15 protein-coding genes and 1 tRNA gene are annotated in these 17,465 nt (G+C 62.3%); 8 read left to right on the forward strand and 8 right to left on the reverse strand.

Going from position 1 to position 17,465, the window contains the following annotated elements:
• The first annotated feature begins 9 nt into the window (after window positions 1-9).
• Window positions 10-2,193 (forward strand): TonB-dependent receptor, encoded by a 2,184-nt coding sequence (locus AruCF_RS22875; RefSeq protein WP_063568609.1) that lies wholly within the window; start codon window positions 10-12, stop codon window positions 2,191-2,193.
• 33 nt (window positions 2,194-2,226) lie between these two features.
• On the opposite strand, the gene AruCF_RS22880 is transcribed toward AruCF_RS22875, so the two are convergent.
• The 5 genes from AruCF_RS22880 to AruCF_RS22900 all read right to left on the reverse strand — a co-directional run bounded on the left by AruCF_RS22880 (window position 2,227) and on the right by AruCF_RS22900 (window position 7,962).
• Window positions 2,227-3,426, reverse strand: coding sequence for an MFS transporter (locus AruCF_RS22880; protein ID WP_049076414.1), 1,200 nt, complete (start codon window positions 3,424-3,426; stop codon window positions 2,227-2,229).
• Between the two features lie 195 nt (window positions 3,427-3,621).
• Entirely contained in the window at window positions 3,622-3,909 is a 288-nt protein-coding gene (locus tag AruCF_RS22885; RefSeq protein ID WP_156524566.1) for a HipA domain-containing protein, read from the reverse strand.
• Between the two features lie 111 nt (window positions 3,910-4,020).
• Window positions 4,021-4,278 carry a type II toxin-antitoxin system Y4mF family antitoxin gene (locus AruCF_RS22890; protein WP_049076418.1) on the reverse strand — a complete coding sequence of 86 codons (258 nt, stop codon included), beginning with the start codon at window positions 4,276-4,278 and terminating at the stop codon, window positions 4,021-4,023.
• Window positions 4,279-4,371: 93 nt separating this feature from the next.
• On the reverse strand, window positions 4,372-6,261 hold the full coding sequence (gene htpG / locus AruCF_RS22895; RefSeq protein WP_049076419.1) for a molecular chaperone HtpG: 1,890 nt from the start codon (window positions 6,259-6,261) through the stop codon (window positions 4,372-4,374).
• A gap of 294 nt (window positions 6,262-6,555) precedes the next feature.
• Window positions 6,556-7,962 (reverse strand): DKNYY domain-containing protein, encoded by a 1,407-nt coding sequence (locus AruCF_RS22900; RefSeq protein ID WP_049076421.1) that lies wholly within the window; start codon window positions 7,960-7,962, stop codon window positions 6,556-6,558.
• A 149-nt stretch (window positions 7,963-8,111) separates the two neighbouring features.
• Here AruCF_RS22900 and AruCF_RS22905 point away from each other — a divergent pair, with 149 nt between their 5' ends.
• The 3 genes from AruCF_RS22905 (at window position 8,112) to AruCF_RS22915 (ending at window position 10,295) form a co-directional block, all read left to right on the forward strand.
• Window positions 8,112-9,503 carry a nucleobase:cation symporter-2 family protein gene (locus AruCF_RS22905; protein ID WP_049076423.1) on the forward strand — a complete coding sequence of 464 codons (1,392 nt, stop codon included), beginning with the start codon at window positions 8,112-8,114 and terminating at the stop codon, window positions 9,501-9,503.
• A gap of 118 nt (window positions 9,504-9,621) precedes the next feature.
• A tRNA-Leu gene (locus AruCF_RS22910) sits at window positions 9,622-9,706 on the forward strand.
• Between the two features lie 397 nt (window positions 9,707-10,103).
• A complete protein-coding gene (locus AruCF_RS22915) occupies window positions 10,104-10,295 on the forward strand; it encodes a helix-turn-helix transcriptional regulator (RefSeq protein ID WP_080977498.1) in 192 nt (63 codons plus the stop codon).
• Window positions 10,296-10,492: 197 nt separating this feature from the next.
• Here the strand turns inward: AruCF_RS22915 and AruCF_RS22920 are convergent, their stop codons facing one another.
• On the reverse strand, window positions 10,493-10,882 hold the full coding sequence (locus AruCF_RS22920) for a hypothetical protein (RefSeq protein ID WP_144419168.1): 390 nt from the start codon (window positions 10,880-10,882) through the stop codon (window positions 10,493-10,495).
• A gap of 163 nt (window positions 10,883-11,045) precedes the next feature.
• Between AruCF_RS22920 and AruCF_RS22925 the strand changes: the two genes are divergently transcribed.
• Entirely contained in the window at window positions 11,046-11,525 is a 480-nt protein-coding gene (locus tag AruCF_RS22925) for a helix-turn-helix domain-containing protein (protein WP_080977499.1), read from the forward strand.
• Window positions 11,526-11,648: 123 nt separating this feature from the next.
• Here AruCF_RS22925 and AruCF_RS30015 read toward each other — a convergent pair whose 3' ends face one another.
• Both AruCF_RS30015 and trfA read right to left on the reverse strand, forming a co-directional pair.
• On the reverse strand, window positions 11,649-13,517 hold the full coding sequence (locus AruCF_RS30015; protein ID WP_235432705.1) for a site-specific integrase: 1,869 nt from the start codon (window positions 13,515-13,517) through the stop codon (window positions 11,649-11,651).
• A 277-nt stretch (window positions 13,518-13,794) separates the two neighbouring features.
• A complete protein-coding gene (gene trfA / locus AruCF_RS22935; protein WP_049076427.1) occupies window positions 13,795-14,892 on the reverse strand; it encodes a plasmid replication initiator TrfA in 1,098 nt (365 codons plus the stop codon).
• A 921-nt stretch (window positions 14,893-15,813) separates the two neighbouring features.
• Between trfA and AruCF_RS22940 the strand changes: the two genes are divergently transcribed.
• The 3 genes from AruCF_RS22940 to tnpB all read left to right on the forward strand — a co-directional run bounded on the left by AruCF_RS22940 (window position 15,814) and on the right by tnpB (window position 17,435).
• A complete protein-coding gene (locus AruCF_RS22940) occupies window positions 15,814-16,695 on the forward strand; it encodes a helix-turn-helix transcriptional regulator (RefSeq protein ID WP_144419169.1) in 882 nt (293 codons plus the stop codon).
• Between the two features lie 69 nt (window positions 16,696-16,764).
• Complete coding sequence (gene tnpA / locus AruCF_RS22945) at window positions 16,765-17,103, forward strand: IS66-like element accessory protein TnpA (protein ID WP_080977500.1); 339 nt, start codon at window positions 16,765-16,767, stop codon at window positions 17,101-17,103.
• Window positions 17,091-17,435, forward strand: coding sequence for an IS66 family insertion sequence element accessory protein TnpB (gene tnpB, locus AruCF_RS22950; RefSeq protein WP_158324582.1), 345 nt, complete (start codon window positions 17,091-17,093; stop codon window positions 17,433-17,435). Before tnpA ends, tnpB begins: the two co-directional genes overlap by 13 nt.
• Window positions 17,436-17,465 lie beyond the last annotated feature (30 nt).

Consider the following 17,465-nt stretch of genomic DNA (forward strand, 5'->3'; position numbering starts at 1 on the left):
GAAAGCGTCATGAGAAGAGTCGTATCCACCGCCGCGCTCGCGGCTTGCACCGCCGTGCCCAACGTCCAGGCCCAAGAGGCCCAGGCGCGCGAGGCCGAACTGCCCAGCATCCGCGTGGAGGCCGCCAGCGACGCGGACAGCCTGCATCTGGACAGCCGCAGCAGCAGCGCCTCGCGCCTGGGCCTGACCCTGCGCGAAACGCCCGCCTCGGTCGAGATCGTGTCGCAGCAGGCCATGCGCGAACGCGGCGCCGCCACCCTCAGCGAAGCGCTGCGCGGCGCCACCGGGCTGGCCGGCGGCGGCCCGCCGTCCTCGCCCACCACGTTGACCTCGCGCGGCTTCACCGACATCCTGTATCTGTACGACGGCCTGCGCATGTCGGGCGCCGGCTCGACCAACCGGGTCGAGGACACCTGGAACTACGAGCGCATCGAGGTCCTGAAAGGCCCGGCCTCGGTGCTGCAGGGCGACAGCGCCATCGGCGGCATCGTCAACTTCCAGACCAAGCGCCCCGACCGCGACAACCCCTCGCGCGAAGCAATGTTCTCGTATGGCAGCTATGGCAGCACGCGCACCGGCATTGGCCTGGGCGACAATTTCGGCGAGACCGGCGCCTACCGCATCGACTACAGCCACAACGACAGCCGCGTCGGCACCATCGCCCGCAACAGCAACAAGCTGGACCACCTGACCACCGGCGTGGCTTTTGACGTCGCGCCCGCCACCCGCCTGGACCTGTCGTTCGACTACTCGCGCGACACCGGCCATGCCTATTGGGGCACGCCGCTGATTCCGCGCGAACTGGCCAAGGACCCCACCGGCGTGGTCAGCACGCCCGATGGCCGCGTCCTGGACCGCGCGCTGGCCGGCAAGAACTACAACGTGCTCGACGATCGCAACGAGGCCGAGGCCTATTGGGTGCGGGCACGGGTTACCCACCAGCTGACGCCATCGTGGACGCTGCGCAATGAGCTGGCAATGAACAAGGTCGACCGGCTGTGGAAGAACTCGGAGTCGGCCACCTTCAGTGCGCCCGGCTCGATCAACCGCGACCAGACCATCATCACGCACCACCAGCGCTACCTGATCGACCGCTTCGACGCGACCCACAACGGCACCCTCGGCGGCCTGTCGAACAAGTTCGTCATCGGCGGGGAACTCAGCAAGACCACCCTGGACAGCGAACGGCGCTTCTCGAACCGGGCCGCCAGCACCGCCGACGCCCTGCGCGTGTCGCTGTGGAACCCGGACGTGGGCTACTACAACGACGACCCCGCCCTGATGAGCGGCGCCGGCAACCGCACCGACTACACCACCGACGTGCGCGGCGCCGCGCTGTTCCTGGAAGACTCGCTCAAGCTGACCGATCGCTGGACCGTGGTGGGCGGCTACCGCTACGACCGCATCCGCGTCGAGCGCAGCATCACCGACCTGAACGCCGGCACCCACACCGCCTTCGGCACCCGCTACGGCGCCAACTCCATGCGCCTGGGCACGGTGTATGACCTGACGCCGGCGTCCTCGGTCTACGCGCAATACACCAACGCCACCATCCCGGTCGGCTCGCTGTTCCTGCTGTCGCAGTCCAACGCCTCGTTCCCCCTGGCCAAGGGAGAACAATGGGAGGCCGGCTTCAAGCAGAGCCTGGGCGACGTCGAATGGACCGCGGCGGTCTATCACATCAAACTGGAGAACGTGCTGACGCGCGACGCCAACGACCCGCGCGTGACGGTCAACAACGGCCGCCAGTCTTCGCGCGGCGTGGAACTGTCGGCCGACTGGCGCATCACGCCGCAGCTGACCCTGTCAGGCAACGTCGCCGCGCTGAACGCACGCTTCGATTCACTGACCGAGGCCGACGGCACCTCGCGCGTGGGCAACACCCCGCCCAACGTGCCCGAGCGAGTCGCCAACCTGTACGCCACCTACCGCTTGAAGGAGGTGCCGATGGACCTGTTCGTCGGCCTGAACCACACCGGCAAGATCTACACCGACAACGCCAACCAGATCCGCATCAACAGCCACACCACGGTGGACGCGGCGATCAGCTACCGCATCCGGCCGGCGCTGATCACCTTCCGCGTGCGCAACCTGACCGACAAGCTCTACGCCTACTACGGCGGCCGCGCCACCAGCCAGGTGCTGCTGGCGCCGGGTCGCACCTACGAGCTGGGCGCGACGTTCGAGTTCTGACGGGACGAATCGCGATGTCGCCCCGCTTCACGCTCAGCAGCCCTGCACCGCCAGCTTGCGCTGGCGCTGGTTGGCGGCGCGCTGCCACAGCACCAGCACAAGCCCCGCCGCGGCGATGATTGCGCCCGCAATCGGCACCGCGGCATAGCCCATCCCGGCCGAGATCACGCCGCCACCGGCGGCCGCGCCTACCGCATTGCCCAGGTTGAACGCGCCCACGTTCACCGACGAGGCCAGACCGGGCGCGTCGGTAGCGGCGCGCATCACGCGCATCTGCAGGGGCGGCACCACGGCGAAGGTGCCGAAGCCGAAGATCAACAGGCCGATCGCGGCGCCCACCGGGGTCTGCGCCAGCCACGGGAACGCCAGCAGATCGGCGATCACCAGCACCAGGAAGGCGATCAGGCTGCCATCCAGCGAGCGGTCAGCGAAGCGGCCGCCGGCGGTGTTGCCGACGGTGAAGCCGATGCCGATCAGCACCAGCATCGCGGTCACGAAGTGGGGCGACGCGCCGGTCAGTTCGGCCAGCGTCGGCGCCACGTAGGTGTACAGCGTGAACATCGCGCCCGCGCCCAGCACGGTGGTCAACAGCGCCACCAGCACCACCGGGGTCTTGAGCACCGCCAGTTCGTGACGGATGTCCGGGCGCCGCCCGGCTTCGCCCGCCGGCAGCGCGAACCACAGTGACAGCATCGCCACCAGGCCGAGCACCGAGGTCGCGGCGAACGACATGCGCCAGCCGATCACCTGGCCCAGCCAGGTCGCCGCCGGCACGCCGCCGACGTTGGCGATGGTCAGCCCCAGGAACATGGTTGCCACCGCGCTGGCCTGCTTGTGGCGCGGCACCACGCTGGCGGCCACCAGCGAGCCCAGACCGAAGAAGGCGCCATGGTTCAGGCTGGTCACCAGACGCGCCAGCAGCAGCGTGGTGTAGTTGGGCGACAGCGCCGACAACAGGTTGCCGAGCGTGAAGATCGCCATCAGCACGATCAACGCCTTGCGGCGCGACCAGCGCGACAGCGCCAGCGTCATCAGCGGCGCGCCGACCATCACGCCGATCGCATACGCGCTGATCAGCATCCCGGCGCTGGGGATGGATACCCCCACGCCGTCGGCGATCACGGGCAGCAGGCCCATGGGCGAGAATTCGGTGACGCCGATGCCGAAGGCGCCGACGGCCAATGCCAGCAAGGGCAGGCCGGCTTTCACCGGCGGGGTTTCATGGGAGGACATACGGGTTCCTTGGTTGGATGCGCCGACCAGGGAATCCAGAGGCGTCGCGGCAAAGGCCGGGCGCATGGGGCGCGTCTGATCGGAAGACAGGCGGCCAGTATGACGGGTATACCCTTACGGAAAAAGCGACAAAACGGGGAAAGACTTTTGACCTGGAGTCATGAATGACGTGGGGTTTCCAGGAAGCGGGCAGGATCAGCCCGGCAATTCCCAGCGCTTGGCGAGTTTGCGGGTATTGGCCCGGATCCACTGGCCCAGACGCTCGATCAGCGTGCTTTCCGTCCCCGCCGTAGCCTGCCGCGCCAGGTCGGCCTGCACCGTTTCCAGCGCCGGCGGCAGTGCCGTCACCAGCGCCTGCGCCACGCCAGCGACATAGCGGGGACTGAAGCCCAGCTCCCGGGCCATGGCATCCAGGTGTCCGCGGCCGATGTGGCCGGGCCTGGACTCGCCCCCCACGGTGAACGCGAAATTGCGCGATGGCATGCGCCGCGGGCCATCCCAGCCAGGCGTCGTCATAGACGAAACGCAGGGGCCGTTCGTCGAACAGGCGGCCGACCTTGCGATCCGCCTGGTAAAGATCGAGCGCGTCGATGCTCATGGCCGGCCCACGCGCTTGGGACCAACCCGCACTTCCAGGCCCAGCAGGTCCAGCATGTCGAGCACCTTCTGCAACTGCAGCGTCGGCTTGCCCCGCTCCAGGTCCACCACGAAGCGATTGCCGGTGCCGGACAAGCCGGCCAGGTCTGTTTGCAGCAACCCTTGCGCGCGGCGCACCTCCTTCACCAGTTCACCGAGTTCGGCAGAGGTGTGGATGACGGTGGCCGCCGCATCGGCGGAAGGTGGCGAGGGCATGGGACTCTCCGAATTACCGTACGGGAAGTCCCGTCCTGGCCAATGAAAAGGCGCCCTCGCGGGCGCCCTTTTCCTGCCTTCGTACCGCCGCGCTTACTTCAGCAGCAGCGCATTCAGCCGCTTCACAAACGCCGCCGGGTCGGCGATCTGCGCGCCTTCGGCCAGCAGGGCCTGATCGAGCAGCAGGCGGGCCCACTGGTCGAACTCGCCGTCGTCGGCGGCGCGGATGCGGGCCAGCAGCGGGTGTTCCGGGTTGATTTCCAGCATCGGCTTGACGTTGGGCGCTTCCTGGCCGGCGGCCTTCAGCATGCGCAGCAGGTGCGGGCTGAGTTCGTTCTGGCCCACCACCACGCACGCCGGCGAATCCACCAGGCGCAGCGTGACGCGCACTTCCTTGACCTGGTCTTCCAGGGTCTTCTGCAGGCGCTCGACCAGCGGCTTGAAGTCCTCGGCCACTTCGGCCTGGTGCTTCTTTTCTTCCTCGTCGGCCAGCTCGGCCAGGTCGAGGCCGCCCTTGGCCACCGAGACCAGCGACTTGCCGTCGAACTCACGCAGGTACGACAGCATCCATTCGTCGACGCGGTCGGACAGCAGCAGCACCTCGATGCCCTTCTTGCGGAAGATCTCCAGGTGCGGGCTGTTGCTGGCGGCGGCGAAGGTGTCGGCCGTGACGTAGTAGATCTTGTCCTGGCCTTCCTTCATGCGGCCCACGTAGTCGGCGAACGACACGGTCTGGGCCTGGTCGCCGGTGTGCGTCGAGGCAAAGCGCATCAGCCTGGCGATGCGTTCCAGGTTGGCGTGGTCTTCGCCCGCGCCTTCCTTGAGCACCTGGCCGAATTCCGACCAGAACGTGGCGTAGTCTTCCGGCTTGTTCTCGGCCAGGTCTTCCAGCAGCGACAGGATGCGCTTGGCCGAACCTTCGCGGATGGCGCGCACGTCGCGGCTTTCCTGCAGGATCTCGCGCGACACGTTCAGCGGCAGGTCGGCCGAGTCGATCACGCCGCGCACGAAGCGCAGGTACGACGGCAGCAGCTGGTCGGCGTCGTCCATGATGAAGACACGCTTGACGTACAGCTTGACGCCGCGGCGGCCGTCACGGTCCCACAGGTCCATCGGCGCGTGCTTGGGCACGTACAGCAGCTGGGTGTATTCGCTGCGGCCTTCGACGCGGTTGTGGGTCCAGGCGAGCGGGTCGTCGTAGTCGTGCGACACCGTCTTGTAGAACTCGCGGTACTGTTCCTCGGTCACATCCGCCTTGTTGCGGGCCCACAGCGCGTTGGCCTGGTTGACCGTTTCGAGTTCGTCCTTCTTGACCTGCTCGCCCTTTTCCGAATCCCACTCTTCCTTGGCCATGCGGATCGGCAGCGAGATGTGGTCGGAGTAGCGGCGCAGGATCTCGCGCAGCTTCCAGCCGTTGAGCAGCTCGTCTTCGTCGGCGCGCAGGTGCAGCGTGACGTCGGTGCCGCGCGTGGCCTTGTCGGCGGCGGCGATGGTGAATTCGCCCTGGCCGTCGGACTCCCAGCGGATGGCGTCGGTGGCGCCGGCGCGGCGGCTGACCACCGTGACCTTGTCGGCCACGATGAACGAGGAATAGAAGCCCACGCCGAACTGGCCGATCAGTTGCGCATCCTTCTGCTTGTCGCCGGTCAGCTGCGAGAAGAACTCGCGCGTGCCGGAACGGGCGATGGTGCCCAGGTTGGCCACGGCCTCTTCGCGCGACAGGCCGATGCCGTTGTCGGAGATGGTGATCGTGCGCGCATCCTTGTCATAGCTGACGGTGATGGCCAGCTCGCCATCGCCTTCCAGCAGCGCCGGGTTGTCGATGGCCTCGAAGCGCAGCTTGTCGCAGGCGTCGGATGCGTTCGACACCAGCTCGCGCAGGAAGATTTCCTTGTTGCTGTACAGCGAATGGATCATCAGGTGCAGCAGTTGCTTCACCTCGGCCTGGAATCCCAGGGTTTCGGACGTGGCGTTCTGGCTCATCGTTGTATGAAAAGTCGGAAAATTAGGGACAAAAGGAAGCCGGACCGCGGGGCACATGGCCCAGGCGTTTTCCGGGAAACCCTGTTGTGATGGGGGCCATCTGAAATATTTCAAGGCCCGCAGGGATGCGGCGGCCGTCCTGGCGCCTGCCCGGCGCGCGGTGCGGCCGACCGGCGCGGAGTCGCCCGGCGGGAAAACGGGCGAAAGCGGCCAAAGCGCGCTCAGCCCGGCAACAAGGCCACGGCTCCCGCCCCGCCGCGCGCGCGCAAACAAGCCCAGACCGCCGCCCCGGCCTCAATCAAAAAGGGACCAGATGCCGCTGCGATAACGCGTCTTGGCCTCCAGCACCGCGTCGGATTCGGGCGCCGCCAGCTTGCCGCCGCGCACCAGCTTGCGGATGTCATCCGCCTTGATCTGCCGGGTCTCCTGGGAGCGCAGCAGGAAATCCGCCGCGGCCGGATCCAGGATGCGATATATCGGGCTGTGGATCAGTTGGGTCGCCCCCAGTTCGTCCAGGTAATAGAGCGCGTCACCATTGCGCCAGACCGAACCGAAGCCGTGATAGACATCGCCCAGCTTGGCCCATGGCCCCGCCGGCGCATCCTTGAGCCGCAGGATCAGGGTGGACCGGGACAGCAGGCCGCCGCCCCCGCGCGAGCGGTTCCAGACTTCCTTGCTCTGGAAGAACAGCACCTGGCGGCCGTCCCGGAACACGTAGGGCGACAGCGCCGTGAAGCCGCCCGCCGCGAACGGATCGTCGCCCGCCCGCTCCACCGCGCGCTTTTCGCTGTTGTAGAAATAGACGCCATCCTTGCTGGCGAACAGCGCATGGAGCACATGGCCGCCGGCCTCGTCCAGCAGCCGGTACGGCGCATGCGCCGGGTCGAAGGCCAGCGCGCCCAGGTACACCATGCCGTCGCGCGGATCGAACAGATAGGGCTGATTGTGGAGATTGCCGACCATGAAGGTGTAGAGCGCCGGATCGTCCGACAGCGGCAGCGGCGTCTCGCGGTAATAGACCCGGCGGCCATCGGCAAAGAAGTCGTTGCCCGGCCGCGTCTCGCCGCGCTGGATCGCGGCGATACGACGCAACCGCGCCGGATCCGCCTGCGGCATTGCGCGGCCTTCGTAAAAGACGCGGGCGCCGTCGGTGGCCAACTGGCGATCGAGCAGCGGCCGGTAGGGTTGCGCGCTGGCCGGCAGGGCCAGGAACGGATACAGGTAGGTCTGCGGCTTGTCGCCCTTGCCGGCGCGGTACAGGATCCGCTGCCAGAGTTCATCCAGCCGGCCCAGTTCGAGATTGCGCTCGGAGGCGAAGTCGCAAAAGTAGGTGGCCGAGCCGTCGCTGAAATAACTGTTGCCCAGATAGCGCGTCGATGCGGGCCGCATGCCCGGCAGCACCAGGTTGCCGCAATACACGTGGCGGCCGTCACGCGCCGCCTGCCGGCCGTCGTAGCGGCCCGTGTCGAAGGTCTCGAAACCCGCCGGGTCCGCCTCGCGCATCCGGTAATAGCCGTTGCTGGGCACGGCCGCGTAGACCTCGCCCTGGTAGCGCTTGTAGATACTGCTGCCGTAGGACTCGCCATGGTCGATCGCCGCGAAATCGTCGCCGCCATCAATCAGCCAGAACAGCAGCAGCATCGGCAGGATGGCCGTCAACAAGACCAGGACGATCAGGATTCCTCGGGTGCGCTTGTGCATCGATTCCCGGGCCGGCGGCCCCTGGTTGGCGGACCAAGATTCTATCAAGCCCCCTGCCGCCGCCCCAGGCAGACGCGCTGCGCCCGAGGGCCTTCCCCGCTAAAATGCCGCACTTTCCTCCCCTACCCCTCCCCGGCCGGCTCCCTGCCATGCAACCCGCCTCCCTGACCCAACCTGCCTCCCACGGCGCGTCCGACGACGCCGAACCCCGCCACGACCTGGTCTACGGCCCCGACGACCGTCCCGCCGCCCCCGTCGCCTTCGTCGCCGCCCTGCAGCACCTGCTGGCCATCCTGGTGCCCATCGTCACCCCCGGCCTGCTGATCTGCCAGGCCCTGGGCGTGAGCAGCCGCGACACCACCCTGATCGTGTCAATGTCGCTGGTCATCTCCGGCATCGCCACCTACGTGCAGTGCAAGCGCTTCGGTCCGCTGGGCGCGGGCCTCTTGATCGTGCAAGGCACCAGCTTCAACTTCGTCGGCCCGCTGATCGCCGGCGGCTCGGTCATGGTCAAGCAGGGCACGCCGGTCGAGGCCGTGATGGCCGCGATCTTCGGCGTCGTCATCGCCGGCTCCTTCGTCGAAATGGGCATCAGCCGCATCCTGCCCTTTGTCAAGCGCCTCATCACCCCGCTGGTCACCGGCATCGTCGTGCTGCTGATCGGCCTGACGCTGATCAAGGTCGGCCTCATCAGCATGGGCGGCGGCTACGGCGCCATGGCCAACGGCACCTTCGCCAGCGCCGAGAACCTGACGCTGTCGGGCCTGGTGCTGGGCACCATCATCCTGCTGAACCGCGTGCCGGTGGTGTGGATCCGCAGCACCGCGCTGGTGCTGGCGCTGGCTGTCGGCTACATCGCCGCCGCCTACATGGGCCGCCTGGACTTCACCGGCGCGCGCGAAGCCGCCCTGTTCCAGGTGCCGATGCCGCTGCACTTCGGCCTGGGCTTCTCGTGGGCGCTGTTCGTGCCGATGCTGATCATCTACCTGGTCACCTCGCTCGAAGCCATCGGCGACGTCACCGCCACCAGCAAGGTGTCCAAGCAGCCGGTCGAAGGCCCGCTGTGGATGCAGCGCATCAAGGGCGGCGTGCTGGTCAACGGCGCCAACTCGCTGCTGGCCGGCGTCTTCAACACCTTCCCCAGCTCGGTCTTCGCCCAGAACAACGGCGTCATCCAGCTGACCGGCATCGCCAGCCGCCACGTCGGCGTGTGGATCGCCGGCATGCTGATCCTGCTGGGCCTGTTCCCCGCCGTCGCCGGCGTGCTGCAGGCCGTGCCCGAACCCGTGCTGGGCGGCGCCGCCATGGTCATGTTCGGCGCCGTGGCCGCCTCGGGCATCAACATCCTGGCCGGCATCCACCTGGACCGCCGCGCCCTGCTGATCATCGCCGTGTCGCTGGCCCTGGGCCTGGGCGTGTCGCAGGTGCCGGAAATCCTGTCGCACCTGCCGCACGCCGTGAAAAGCGTGCTGGAATCGGGCGTGGCCACCGGCGGCATCTGCGCGCTGGTCATGAACTGGTTCCTGCCGGAAAAGAAGTAAGCACGCGGGCCGGCGCGCCCCGCGCCGGCCCCTTGCCTGACAATTTTCCCCAGACCGCATATAATCGCGGTCTTCGCTTTACCCGCGACCGTCGCCTGGACGGCTCCGCGACCAGCCTGCCCGGGTGGTGAAATTGGTAGACGCAGGGGACTCAAAATCCCCCGCCGCAAGGCGTGCCGGTTCGATTCCGGCCCCGGGCACCACTTAAATAAACCCTTGATTCTCAAGGCAATTTCCAGACAACACTCACTGTCTGGCTAGATTCCCGCTGTTCTCAGATTTTGCTTGTGTACAGCCCTGTGCACAGTATTCTTGCCTTTGCAAATTCCTGCACCCAGGTTGCGAGTTTCGATTGCATCTCACCTGGTACGCACCCTCTACTCGCTACGCAAGCAGTTGCTTACCCGGACAAGCATCTTTCGGGCACTGACGCACTTTCTCCACAATTGCCCCCATCATCCTACCCTTGCCTTCCTATACTCAGCCGGACGTCAGAGGACGCCACCGGACCCAACGATGCTCCCCTATCGTTTGGTAGAGGAATACATAAAGGTATCGAGGAAAATCTTTCGGCTTCACATTTGGGGAAGGAAGTGAGTAATGCATACAACAGAATCTTTTTTGCGCATCCGTGATGTACTGGCGATCATCCCCGTTTCCAGGGCGACCTGGTACGTAGGTATCCAGGCAGGCCGGTATCCGGCGCCAGTGAAGATAGGCCCTCGGGCCTCGGCTTGGCGACGCAGTGACATTGAGCGCCTGGTTGCGACACTGAGCGAGAATGCAGAGTAACGCCGCGCTCAGGTGAGTGGGAATCGGTTGGCCAACGCCTCTTCCCAACCGAGAAATGGAAAAGCCCGAAGCGGCTACTACTGCTTCGGACCTGAGTGTGAATCTTCTCTGACGGGCACCGTACTTACGGATGATGCGACTACCTTCCGTCATAACCCCTGCGGGGCTAGCGACATACCTTGCGGCCACCCGCCAGACTAACTAAGCGGCTGCATGGGCAATAGGTCGTCCAAATCGCGCATTGAAAGGCCGTAGACCGGCCGATCCAATTCAAAAAAGACCTGGTCATCGATGAGCCGAACAGCCAGAAATACTGGACAACTGGCTTCAGGGGCCTCCTCGCCATCGCCATCATTAGGGTTGAGCAACGTAAGCGCCTTCGAGCACTCGGCCAGCAGAGCCTGAATAGAAGAGGCAGATCTCTCCAACTGGTCGAGGCCAGCGGCAGCACTCAGCGTCTCAATAGACACAGTAAGAATCCCCCCGGTACCTCGCTGAATGCCCAACAAGATCAAAGTACGAAGGATTCGTTTTGCTGACTCGCTCAGGCAATCAGTATCAAACGCTTTTGGGTGAAAATCGGTCATCAGACACTCCATGACAAAAAGCTTGGAGCGTACTTTTCGGTGCCTGATGTGGTGAAGCTATCGCCTGAGGCGGCAGAATCACGCTATTGGCGTCTGAAGGATAGGCGCCAATGCGACCTATACGTGATTGGGCATGTGCCCGATTACAAAATAGGCAATCAATATGAGAAAGGAAATAGAAAAAAAGGGGCATCACCTGAGGCTGGCACTACGTGCGGCCATGCATGAGAGATCGCACGGCACGTCATACGTCGCCAAGCAAGTGGGAATCAGCCAGAGCTATCTGTCAGAGCTCATGAGGGGTGATAAACCAATGGAGCAGGTTAGCGATAAGCACTTGAGAGCATTCGCGGCTTACCTGGGCGTACCTCCAGTCGCTGGATTTGTGCTTGCAGGCAGACTCAATGCGTCGGACTTCCTTGAGGCTCCCCCTCCATTAGAAGAAAGGCTGGAAAAGACGTTGAGATTGGTATGCGCATCGTCATCGGCAGCGGAAGCTCAGATCGAAGAAAGTGATCTCGCAACATTGTCCGTGCCAGTGAAGATGCTCATTGCCTTGCTGTATCAACAAACGCAACAGACTGAGCTGCTCCGACCCTCGCAAGCATGGTGGGAGTCGAGGCGTATTGTTATCCAGGACTAAGCGAGTGTACTCTGCCCCCTACTCAGACTGTGAGTAGGGGGCCTTTTTCTCATAGGAGCAGAGCTGGATTCGCGCAAACATTAGTGCCGCCCAGAATGGCTGAGCGGCGCATAATGAACGCTCCTACATCCGCTTGAAAGAGCTATCCAGCAACTCAGCCATGCGCTCACTACCGTCATTTGAGCGCAGCCATGCATAGTGGCGCTCCACCGTTACAGGGCGATCATTGAGCACCAGCGCTGCTGTCTTGTAATCACCCCCGTTCGCTTTCAGGATCGATGTTGCGACGATATGCCGAAAGGCGTGTGCACGGATACCAACGCAGCGCACAAGGTAACGCTCCGTGAGCCTGGCCACATGCTGGCTCAATCCCTCCCATGGCCTATGCTCCGTAACGCCATGGGAAGGCATCGTCAAGAAAACCAGGTCCGTCGGTTCGCGCAATAGCTTGGGCCGGAAAATGAACAGATAGCGTTCAATATCTCGCCAAGCGGACGGATGAATCTGGCTGTCATAATCTCCATCACCCGCAGCACCTTTCACGTTCTTGAACTTCGCCCTTGAGATGTGAATCCACCATGACTTGTCGGGACGCTGGTACAGCTCGCCGGTGTTATCGGCCCTCCAAGTCAAGCTTGCGAGCATACGAAACCGCAACGGGTTGCTTATCAGCATCCTCAGCAACATCAAGTCACGGGCCCAAAAAGCCTCTCTACGAGGCTGGCCAACAGGACGATCAGCGCGAATCCGCTGGATCATATCGGCCATGGCGTCCATGGGCTGCGGAGCTTGCAAAATGTGCTTCAAAGGTTCCATGGAGGTTCTGGAGGCGACAATCTCATCCTTGTAGGACTGAGTCAATTGATCGAGCAATTCAAACTGACGCTGGCACAACGCATCCCAGTCATAACTCCCGTACTCCGGCGGGAGTGTTTTCAGGAACTCGGGGCGCTGGCGCAAATAACCGACCTCAGGGCGCACAACCGACCCAATGAACCCAAAGAACTGCAGCACTCCGCGGTTCAGTGCTCCCACCCGTTTGCGGTGCCACTCTATGTATTGCTCGATATGGTCTGGCACTGCTAACCAAGCCATTGTTTCGCTCACTTCTTTAGCCATACCTAGCCCGCCTTCGTTTTTGTCGAGCCCAAGCCAGCCGAGGTACGACGCCATTTTGTACCAATTGATTCTCGCTGACGCGACCTCTCGACCATCCAGGAACTCAAACCAACTCGATGGCCTTAGCGGTGTGATGGGGCAAGGAGAAAACCGCCACTTGGCCATGCGGCTGCGTTTATAGCTTGGAGCGGCTGAAGTCTTATACCGGAGGAACTCATTCCACTGCTCCCGCAATAAGGAACTCTCATCAGGCTTTACGCAGAACTGCAACTTAGTGAGCTCCACAATCTTTTGATTGAACGGCACAGGAGCTGGCGTACCACCGACAGTTTGCTTGAAGCCGTAAGGACGCATCCCGGAAAGGTTCACCAGCAGATTTCTCTCCAGGCCGAAAAAGTTTTCTAGCCGCAGGAGGTAGCGAGCGCTGCCGGCGCGAGGAATCTTTCCTCGCAGCCATCCCCAGAGCATGTCTTTTGGGATGCCTGCTCGTCTTGCTACGAGGGCGACGGGCAAGTCTGCAATGACGCTTCGGAGAGTCTCTTGGAATGGCGTCTGACTGCCAGCGTTGAGGGCCTCTGTAGTATCCAGCTCAACAACGGCTTCCTTCCAGCGTCGCATCATTGAGCGATAGTTGGAAATATCTCGATTCGACTTGCCTTCGTCTGCAAGATAGTTGAAGAAGCGCTCCAAGGCCTCGATGTGGTTAACGCGCATCTCGCTGCCGATAACATCATCCATGTTCAAGCGATTGGCCCGTAGAAAGCTTCGCAGTACCGTCGCGCGGTTTGCTGCGGTCTGGGTGTTGATGGTTTGGATCTCGACTTGACGATTCAGGTTGTCAAGAAGAGCTTGATAGGTCAATGGTTGGCTCATAAATCTTTTTCTAGCCGAACCACCTTGGTTTTCTGTCGTCTGCGAAGCAGTTATAGACGACGGAGTGAAATACCTGACGACTTTGTAATTAACTGATTTGTTTGGCTTTTTCCCTTTCACAGGTTTTCACCTTTCAGCTGAAAAGGGGCACAAATCTCAGGTAATCATCGGGCGAAGGTGGCTCAGCAAAAAACTTCGCCTCCCGTATAGGCAAATTAGCCCGACCATGATCAGAACATTGAGCTTTAGCATCACTCCAGCACCTAGACTCGGGCTCTCACTCCCCTTTCCAGCTCACCCGATGGACCTGGATTCTCACTCCGTCATGAGAGAAGCGATACTCTGCAATACGGCACGAAAGAGGTGTGTCGTCGGCCTTTAATTTGTCGAGCGCGTCGCACAATCCCTTTCGGAAGTTGCTGAATCGGGATTCATAGCCGGACATTTCATGGAGCTTTTTCACGCTGAGCCACAGCGGACCTTGGTGGGTTGCATAGAAACTTGCCAGCCACCCCTGGAGCCCGCTGTAATCCAGCGCCTTTCGTTCCAGCGCCGTCCAGGCTCCCGGCCCAAATAGCTCAGCAACAGATTCACTGACCCGCAGCCAGAGTCGATCGCTGCCCAGGGGAGCGCCGGCGGTTGCCGGCGCCCCATCACCTTGCTCGCTGTCTTCAAATGAAACCGAGAGGAATTTTGGCACCTCGAGATTTAGACGATCTCGCCGGATTCGAAGCTGGGCAAAACTCAGCCGCAGCAAGCTTGCACGGATTGAGCGATGCAGTCTCACGCTGTACGAGCGGCCCATCCGCTTAGCGAACTCGTAGAAGGTAGTCCCGACATGCTTGTTCTCCGTCTCAGGAGAAAGCGGACGCTCGCGGTAGTAGTCCAGGCAGGTCGCATAGACGATACGGTCGAACTGGCAAAGCTCGTAGCCATTCAGTGTCACGGTGACGTTGTTGAATGACGCGATGGTCTTGTTGACGACCAGCAGGGATGTATCGCCGGATAGCACCTGGTCGTTCAGCGTCGGCACTTTGCGACTGCTGGAGAACAGGGCACAGCGCAATAAAGCATTTGGCAGCACTTGCGCCACATCGGAGAGCGTTGGTAGGTAGGTTTCTGCGCCGCGTCTGGTCGCCTGCCGGCTTCGCGACGAAGTGAGTTCGTCCCGGGTAGCGTTCGACGGCAGTATCTTGACGGGCTCTTCTTGCTTCTTGATCCGCAGCTCACTGGAGTGAGCAAGGGAAGATAGCGTGTTCGAGGCTTCAAGCAATTCTTCGCGCGCATCAGGGGCCGCCTTCCGGGCGGCGCGTGCAGTGGCTTCAGCAAGGGCTCGAAGCTTATCGGCGCGGGAGAGGTTCGTCAGTTCAGCCATTCTTGACCTCAGCCTGGTTCATACGCACAAAGCTCTCCATTAGGGAGCGCAGAACCTCCGATGCGTTAAAGCCAAGCTGATGGCACGTGCCATGAAAGCTGCTATGCAAATCCCGAGGAACCCGGGCAACGAATTGGACTGTGGTGGGGGAATGGCGAGATGCGTTCTTCTTGGTTGGCTCGGTGCTGCTCATATGGAACTCGGTAGGAGAATGGGATTTGATGTGTATATACACAACAGGGCGTCCATGACCGAGTCAGTCAACTCAGGTTAGTTCCGAACATCGATTTCAGAGGGAGGCTCCGAGGGAGCCGCTGCCCAAGCCACTTGTACGCCACAGCATTACAACTTGTACTCCACAGCACGGCGACTTGTACTCCGCAGCACCAAAACTTGTACTCCACAGCATGCTGGGCTGACAGACATCCAAAAACGCCATTAAATTGCTAGGAGATTTGATGTGTATATACACAGCCATAGACGTGGTAGACCTCTGTAGCCTGTATAGCCACTCATTCGATGGAGCCTCTCAAGCTTGAGATGCTGCGCCAGCGATGAGGCGTCCAGCAACCCGAGGCATTGCGCCCGATTTGGGGTTGAGGAGTTCATTGGGCGCGGATGCTCGGTTTCTGCACCCAGGGCCGAGGTGGTGCGGGCGTTGCACCGACGAACCCTGGCGAGGTACAGGGGCCAACATCAGGAGGCTGCTGCGGCCGCTGGCCGCCTGGGTGCCAGCTGTCCATGGTTCACTAGGGACACCGCGGTGTATCACAAGCTGCCGCATGGTCGCTAAACCTTGCTTTTCTACAAAAACAGCCTCAAAATATAATCATTTTGATTATAATATCAGGCTAAGAATGATAAGAAAAGCGTACTTCTCTGGCCGTTTCACCCGTTCTCGTGGCTAAGGGGACACTAGCTTTGCGTTCCCAAAGTGTCGACGACCTGAGCCATGCTCAGCGTGAACGGCTGGCCTACATTGATTTCCGACTCTACTTCTTCGGTGAGATCGGCCGTCCGGACCTCGTCAGCCGGTTCGAGATTGCTCCTGCGGGAGCAACAAGAGACCTCGCCTTGTATAGAGAGATCGCCCCGAAAAACATAGAGTTCGATGGCAGCGGCAAAATCTACCGTATTGGCAGAAGCTTCACTCCAGTTTTCGAGCATGCCTCGCCGCGCGTTTTGTCGGCACTTGCCTTGGGCTTCGGTGATGGGGTGAATGGTGACTCTCAACCGCTACTGCCTTGCGAATCCCCCTCGGTGCTGACTAGCCCCCGGATGGATGTGCTGGCCCCTATTTGCCGAGCCATTCACGCTAAGCGACCAGTGACCATTCGTTACCACTCAATGAGCAGCGGGGAGTCTGAGCGAGTAATCGTACCGTTTGCCTTGGTTGACACCGGACTGCGCTGGCACGTGAGGGCATTCGATCGAAAGAGCGGAGAGTTCCGCGACTTCGTCATTACGCGAATAGAGGCGCCTGTCTTGCTCGACGAGGAGCCGAAGACCAATGAGCGGTCCGACAATGACATCCAGTGGACACGAATCGTTGAGCTGGAATTCGTCCCGCACCCACGCCTAAATCGTCCTGAAATCATTCGAATGGATTACGCCATGAAGAATGGTTCGATCCGGATGCGCGTTCGTGCTGCCGTCGCAGGCTACATGCTGCTGCGCTGGAGTGTGGACTGCTCACCCGATTACAGCCTCCAAGAAGAGCAGTACCACTTGTGGCTCAGCGATCCGCTAGCACTCTATGGCGTCGAGAACGCAAAGCTGGCTCCTGGTTACCGTCATCCGTAAGCGCCCGGCGAACACATATTGAGCGCGTGCGTTGTCCTCGATAGTGTCCACCACTTTTAGGTGGACACCATGTCGAAGACAGAATTAGCGCCGGTTCCTAAGCGTCGGTCTTATCCGAAGGCGCTGAAGGCCCAGATCGTGGCCCAGTGCAGCCAGCCAGAAACCTCCATTGCCGGCGTGGCGCTGTCGCACGGCGTGAACGCGAACCTGGTGCATAAGTGGATTCGCCAGGCCGAACGGCAGGCCCCTGTAGCGCCGACGTTCGTGCCGGTCGCGTTGCCTGCGGTGCCCTCGTCAGGCCGTCACATCGAGATTCGCTTGTCGCGCGGTCCCGCGCAAGCGACGGTGCAATGGCCCGTGAGTGAAGCGGGCGCATGTGTGGCGTGGCTACGCGAGTGGCTGCGGTGATCCGTGTCGATGCGATCTGGCTGGCCACCGAGCCGCTGGACATGCGCGCCGGCACCGAGACGGCACTGGCCCGGGTGGTGGCCGTGTTCGGTTCGGCCCGTCCGCACCACGCCTATTGCTTCGCAAACCGGCGCGCCAACCGCATGAAGGTGCTGGTACATGACGGGATCGGCGTGTGGCTGGCCGCGCGCCGGCTGAACCGCGGCAAGTTCGTGTGGGCCGATGCGCTGCGCGGCCCCCACGTCGCGGTCGACAGTGAGCAGTGGCAGGCGCTGGTGCTGGGCCTGCCTTGGCAGCATGTGGGCGCGGCAGGCGCGATCTCGGTGTTGTAGCGCCGGACAATCCGGCAAGACGCCAATATC

This window comes from Achromobacter ruhlandii (assembly GCF_002082135.1).
GTDB lineage: Bacteria > Pseudomonadota > Gammaproteobacteria > Burkholderiales > Burkholderiaceae_B > Achromobacter > Achromobacter ruhlandii.

What these genes read in the sequence shown, in the direction of transcription:
- AruCF_RS22875 (WP_063568609.1), top strand. Translation starts at nt 10, where the DNA reads ATGAGAAGAGTCGTATCCACCGCCGCGCTCGCGGCTTGCACCGCCGTG.
- htpG (WP_049076419.1), bottom strand. Translation starts at nt 6,261, where the DNA reads ATGAGCCAGAACGCCACGTCCGAAACCCTGGGATTCCAGGCCGAGGTG.
- AruCF_RS22885 (WP_156524566.1), bottom strand. Translation starts at nt 3,909, where the DNA reads ATGCCATCGCGCAATTTCGCGTTCACCGTGGGGGGCGAGTCCAGGCCC.
- AruCF_RS22890 (WP_049076418.1), bottom strand. Translation starts at nt 4,278, where the DNA reads ATGCCCTCGCCACCTTCCGCCGATGCGGCGGCCACCGTCATCCACACC.
- AruCF_RS30015 (WP_235432705.1), bottom strand. Translation starts at nt 13,517, where the DNA reads ATGAGCCAACCATTGACCTATCAAGCTCTTCTTGACAACCTGAATCGT.
- AruCF_RS22905 (WP_049076423.1), top strand. Translation starts at nt 8,112, where the DNA reads ATGCAACCCGCCTCCCTGACCCAACCTGCCTCCCACGGCGCGTCCGAC.
- AruCF_RS22920 (WP_144419168.1), bottom strand. Translation starts at nt 10,882, where the DNA reads ATGACCGATTTTCACCCAAAAGCGTTTGATACTGATTGCCTGAGCGAG.
- AruCF_RS22900 (WP_049076421.1), bottom strand. Translation starts at nt 7,962, where the DNA reads ATGCACAAGCGCACCCGAGGAATCCTGATCGTCCTGGTCTTGTTGACG.
- AruCF_RS22925 (WP_080977499.1), top strand. Translation starts at nt 11,046, where the DNA reads ATGAGAAAGGAAATAGAAAAAAAGGGGCATCACCTGAGGCTGGCACTA.
- trfA (WP_049076427.1), bottom strand. Translation starts at nt 14,892, where the DNA reads ATGGCTGAACTGACGAACCTCTCCCGCGCCGATAAGCTTCGAGCCCTT.
- AruCF_RS22915 (WP_080977498.1), top strand. Translation starts at nt 10,104, where the DNA reads ATGCATACAACAGAATCTTTTTTGCGCATCCGTGATGTACTGGCGATC.
- AruCF_RS22880 (WP_049076414.1), bottom strand. Translation starts at nt 3,426, where the DNA reads ATGTCCTCCCATGAAACCCCGCCGGTGAAAGCCGGCCTGCCCTTGCTG.
- tnpA (WP_080977500.1), top strand. Translation starts at nt 16,765, where the DNA reads ATGTCGAAGACAGAATTAGCGCCGGTTCCTAAGCGTCGGTCTTATCCG.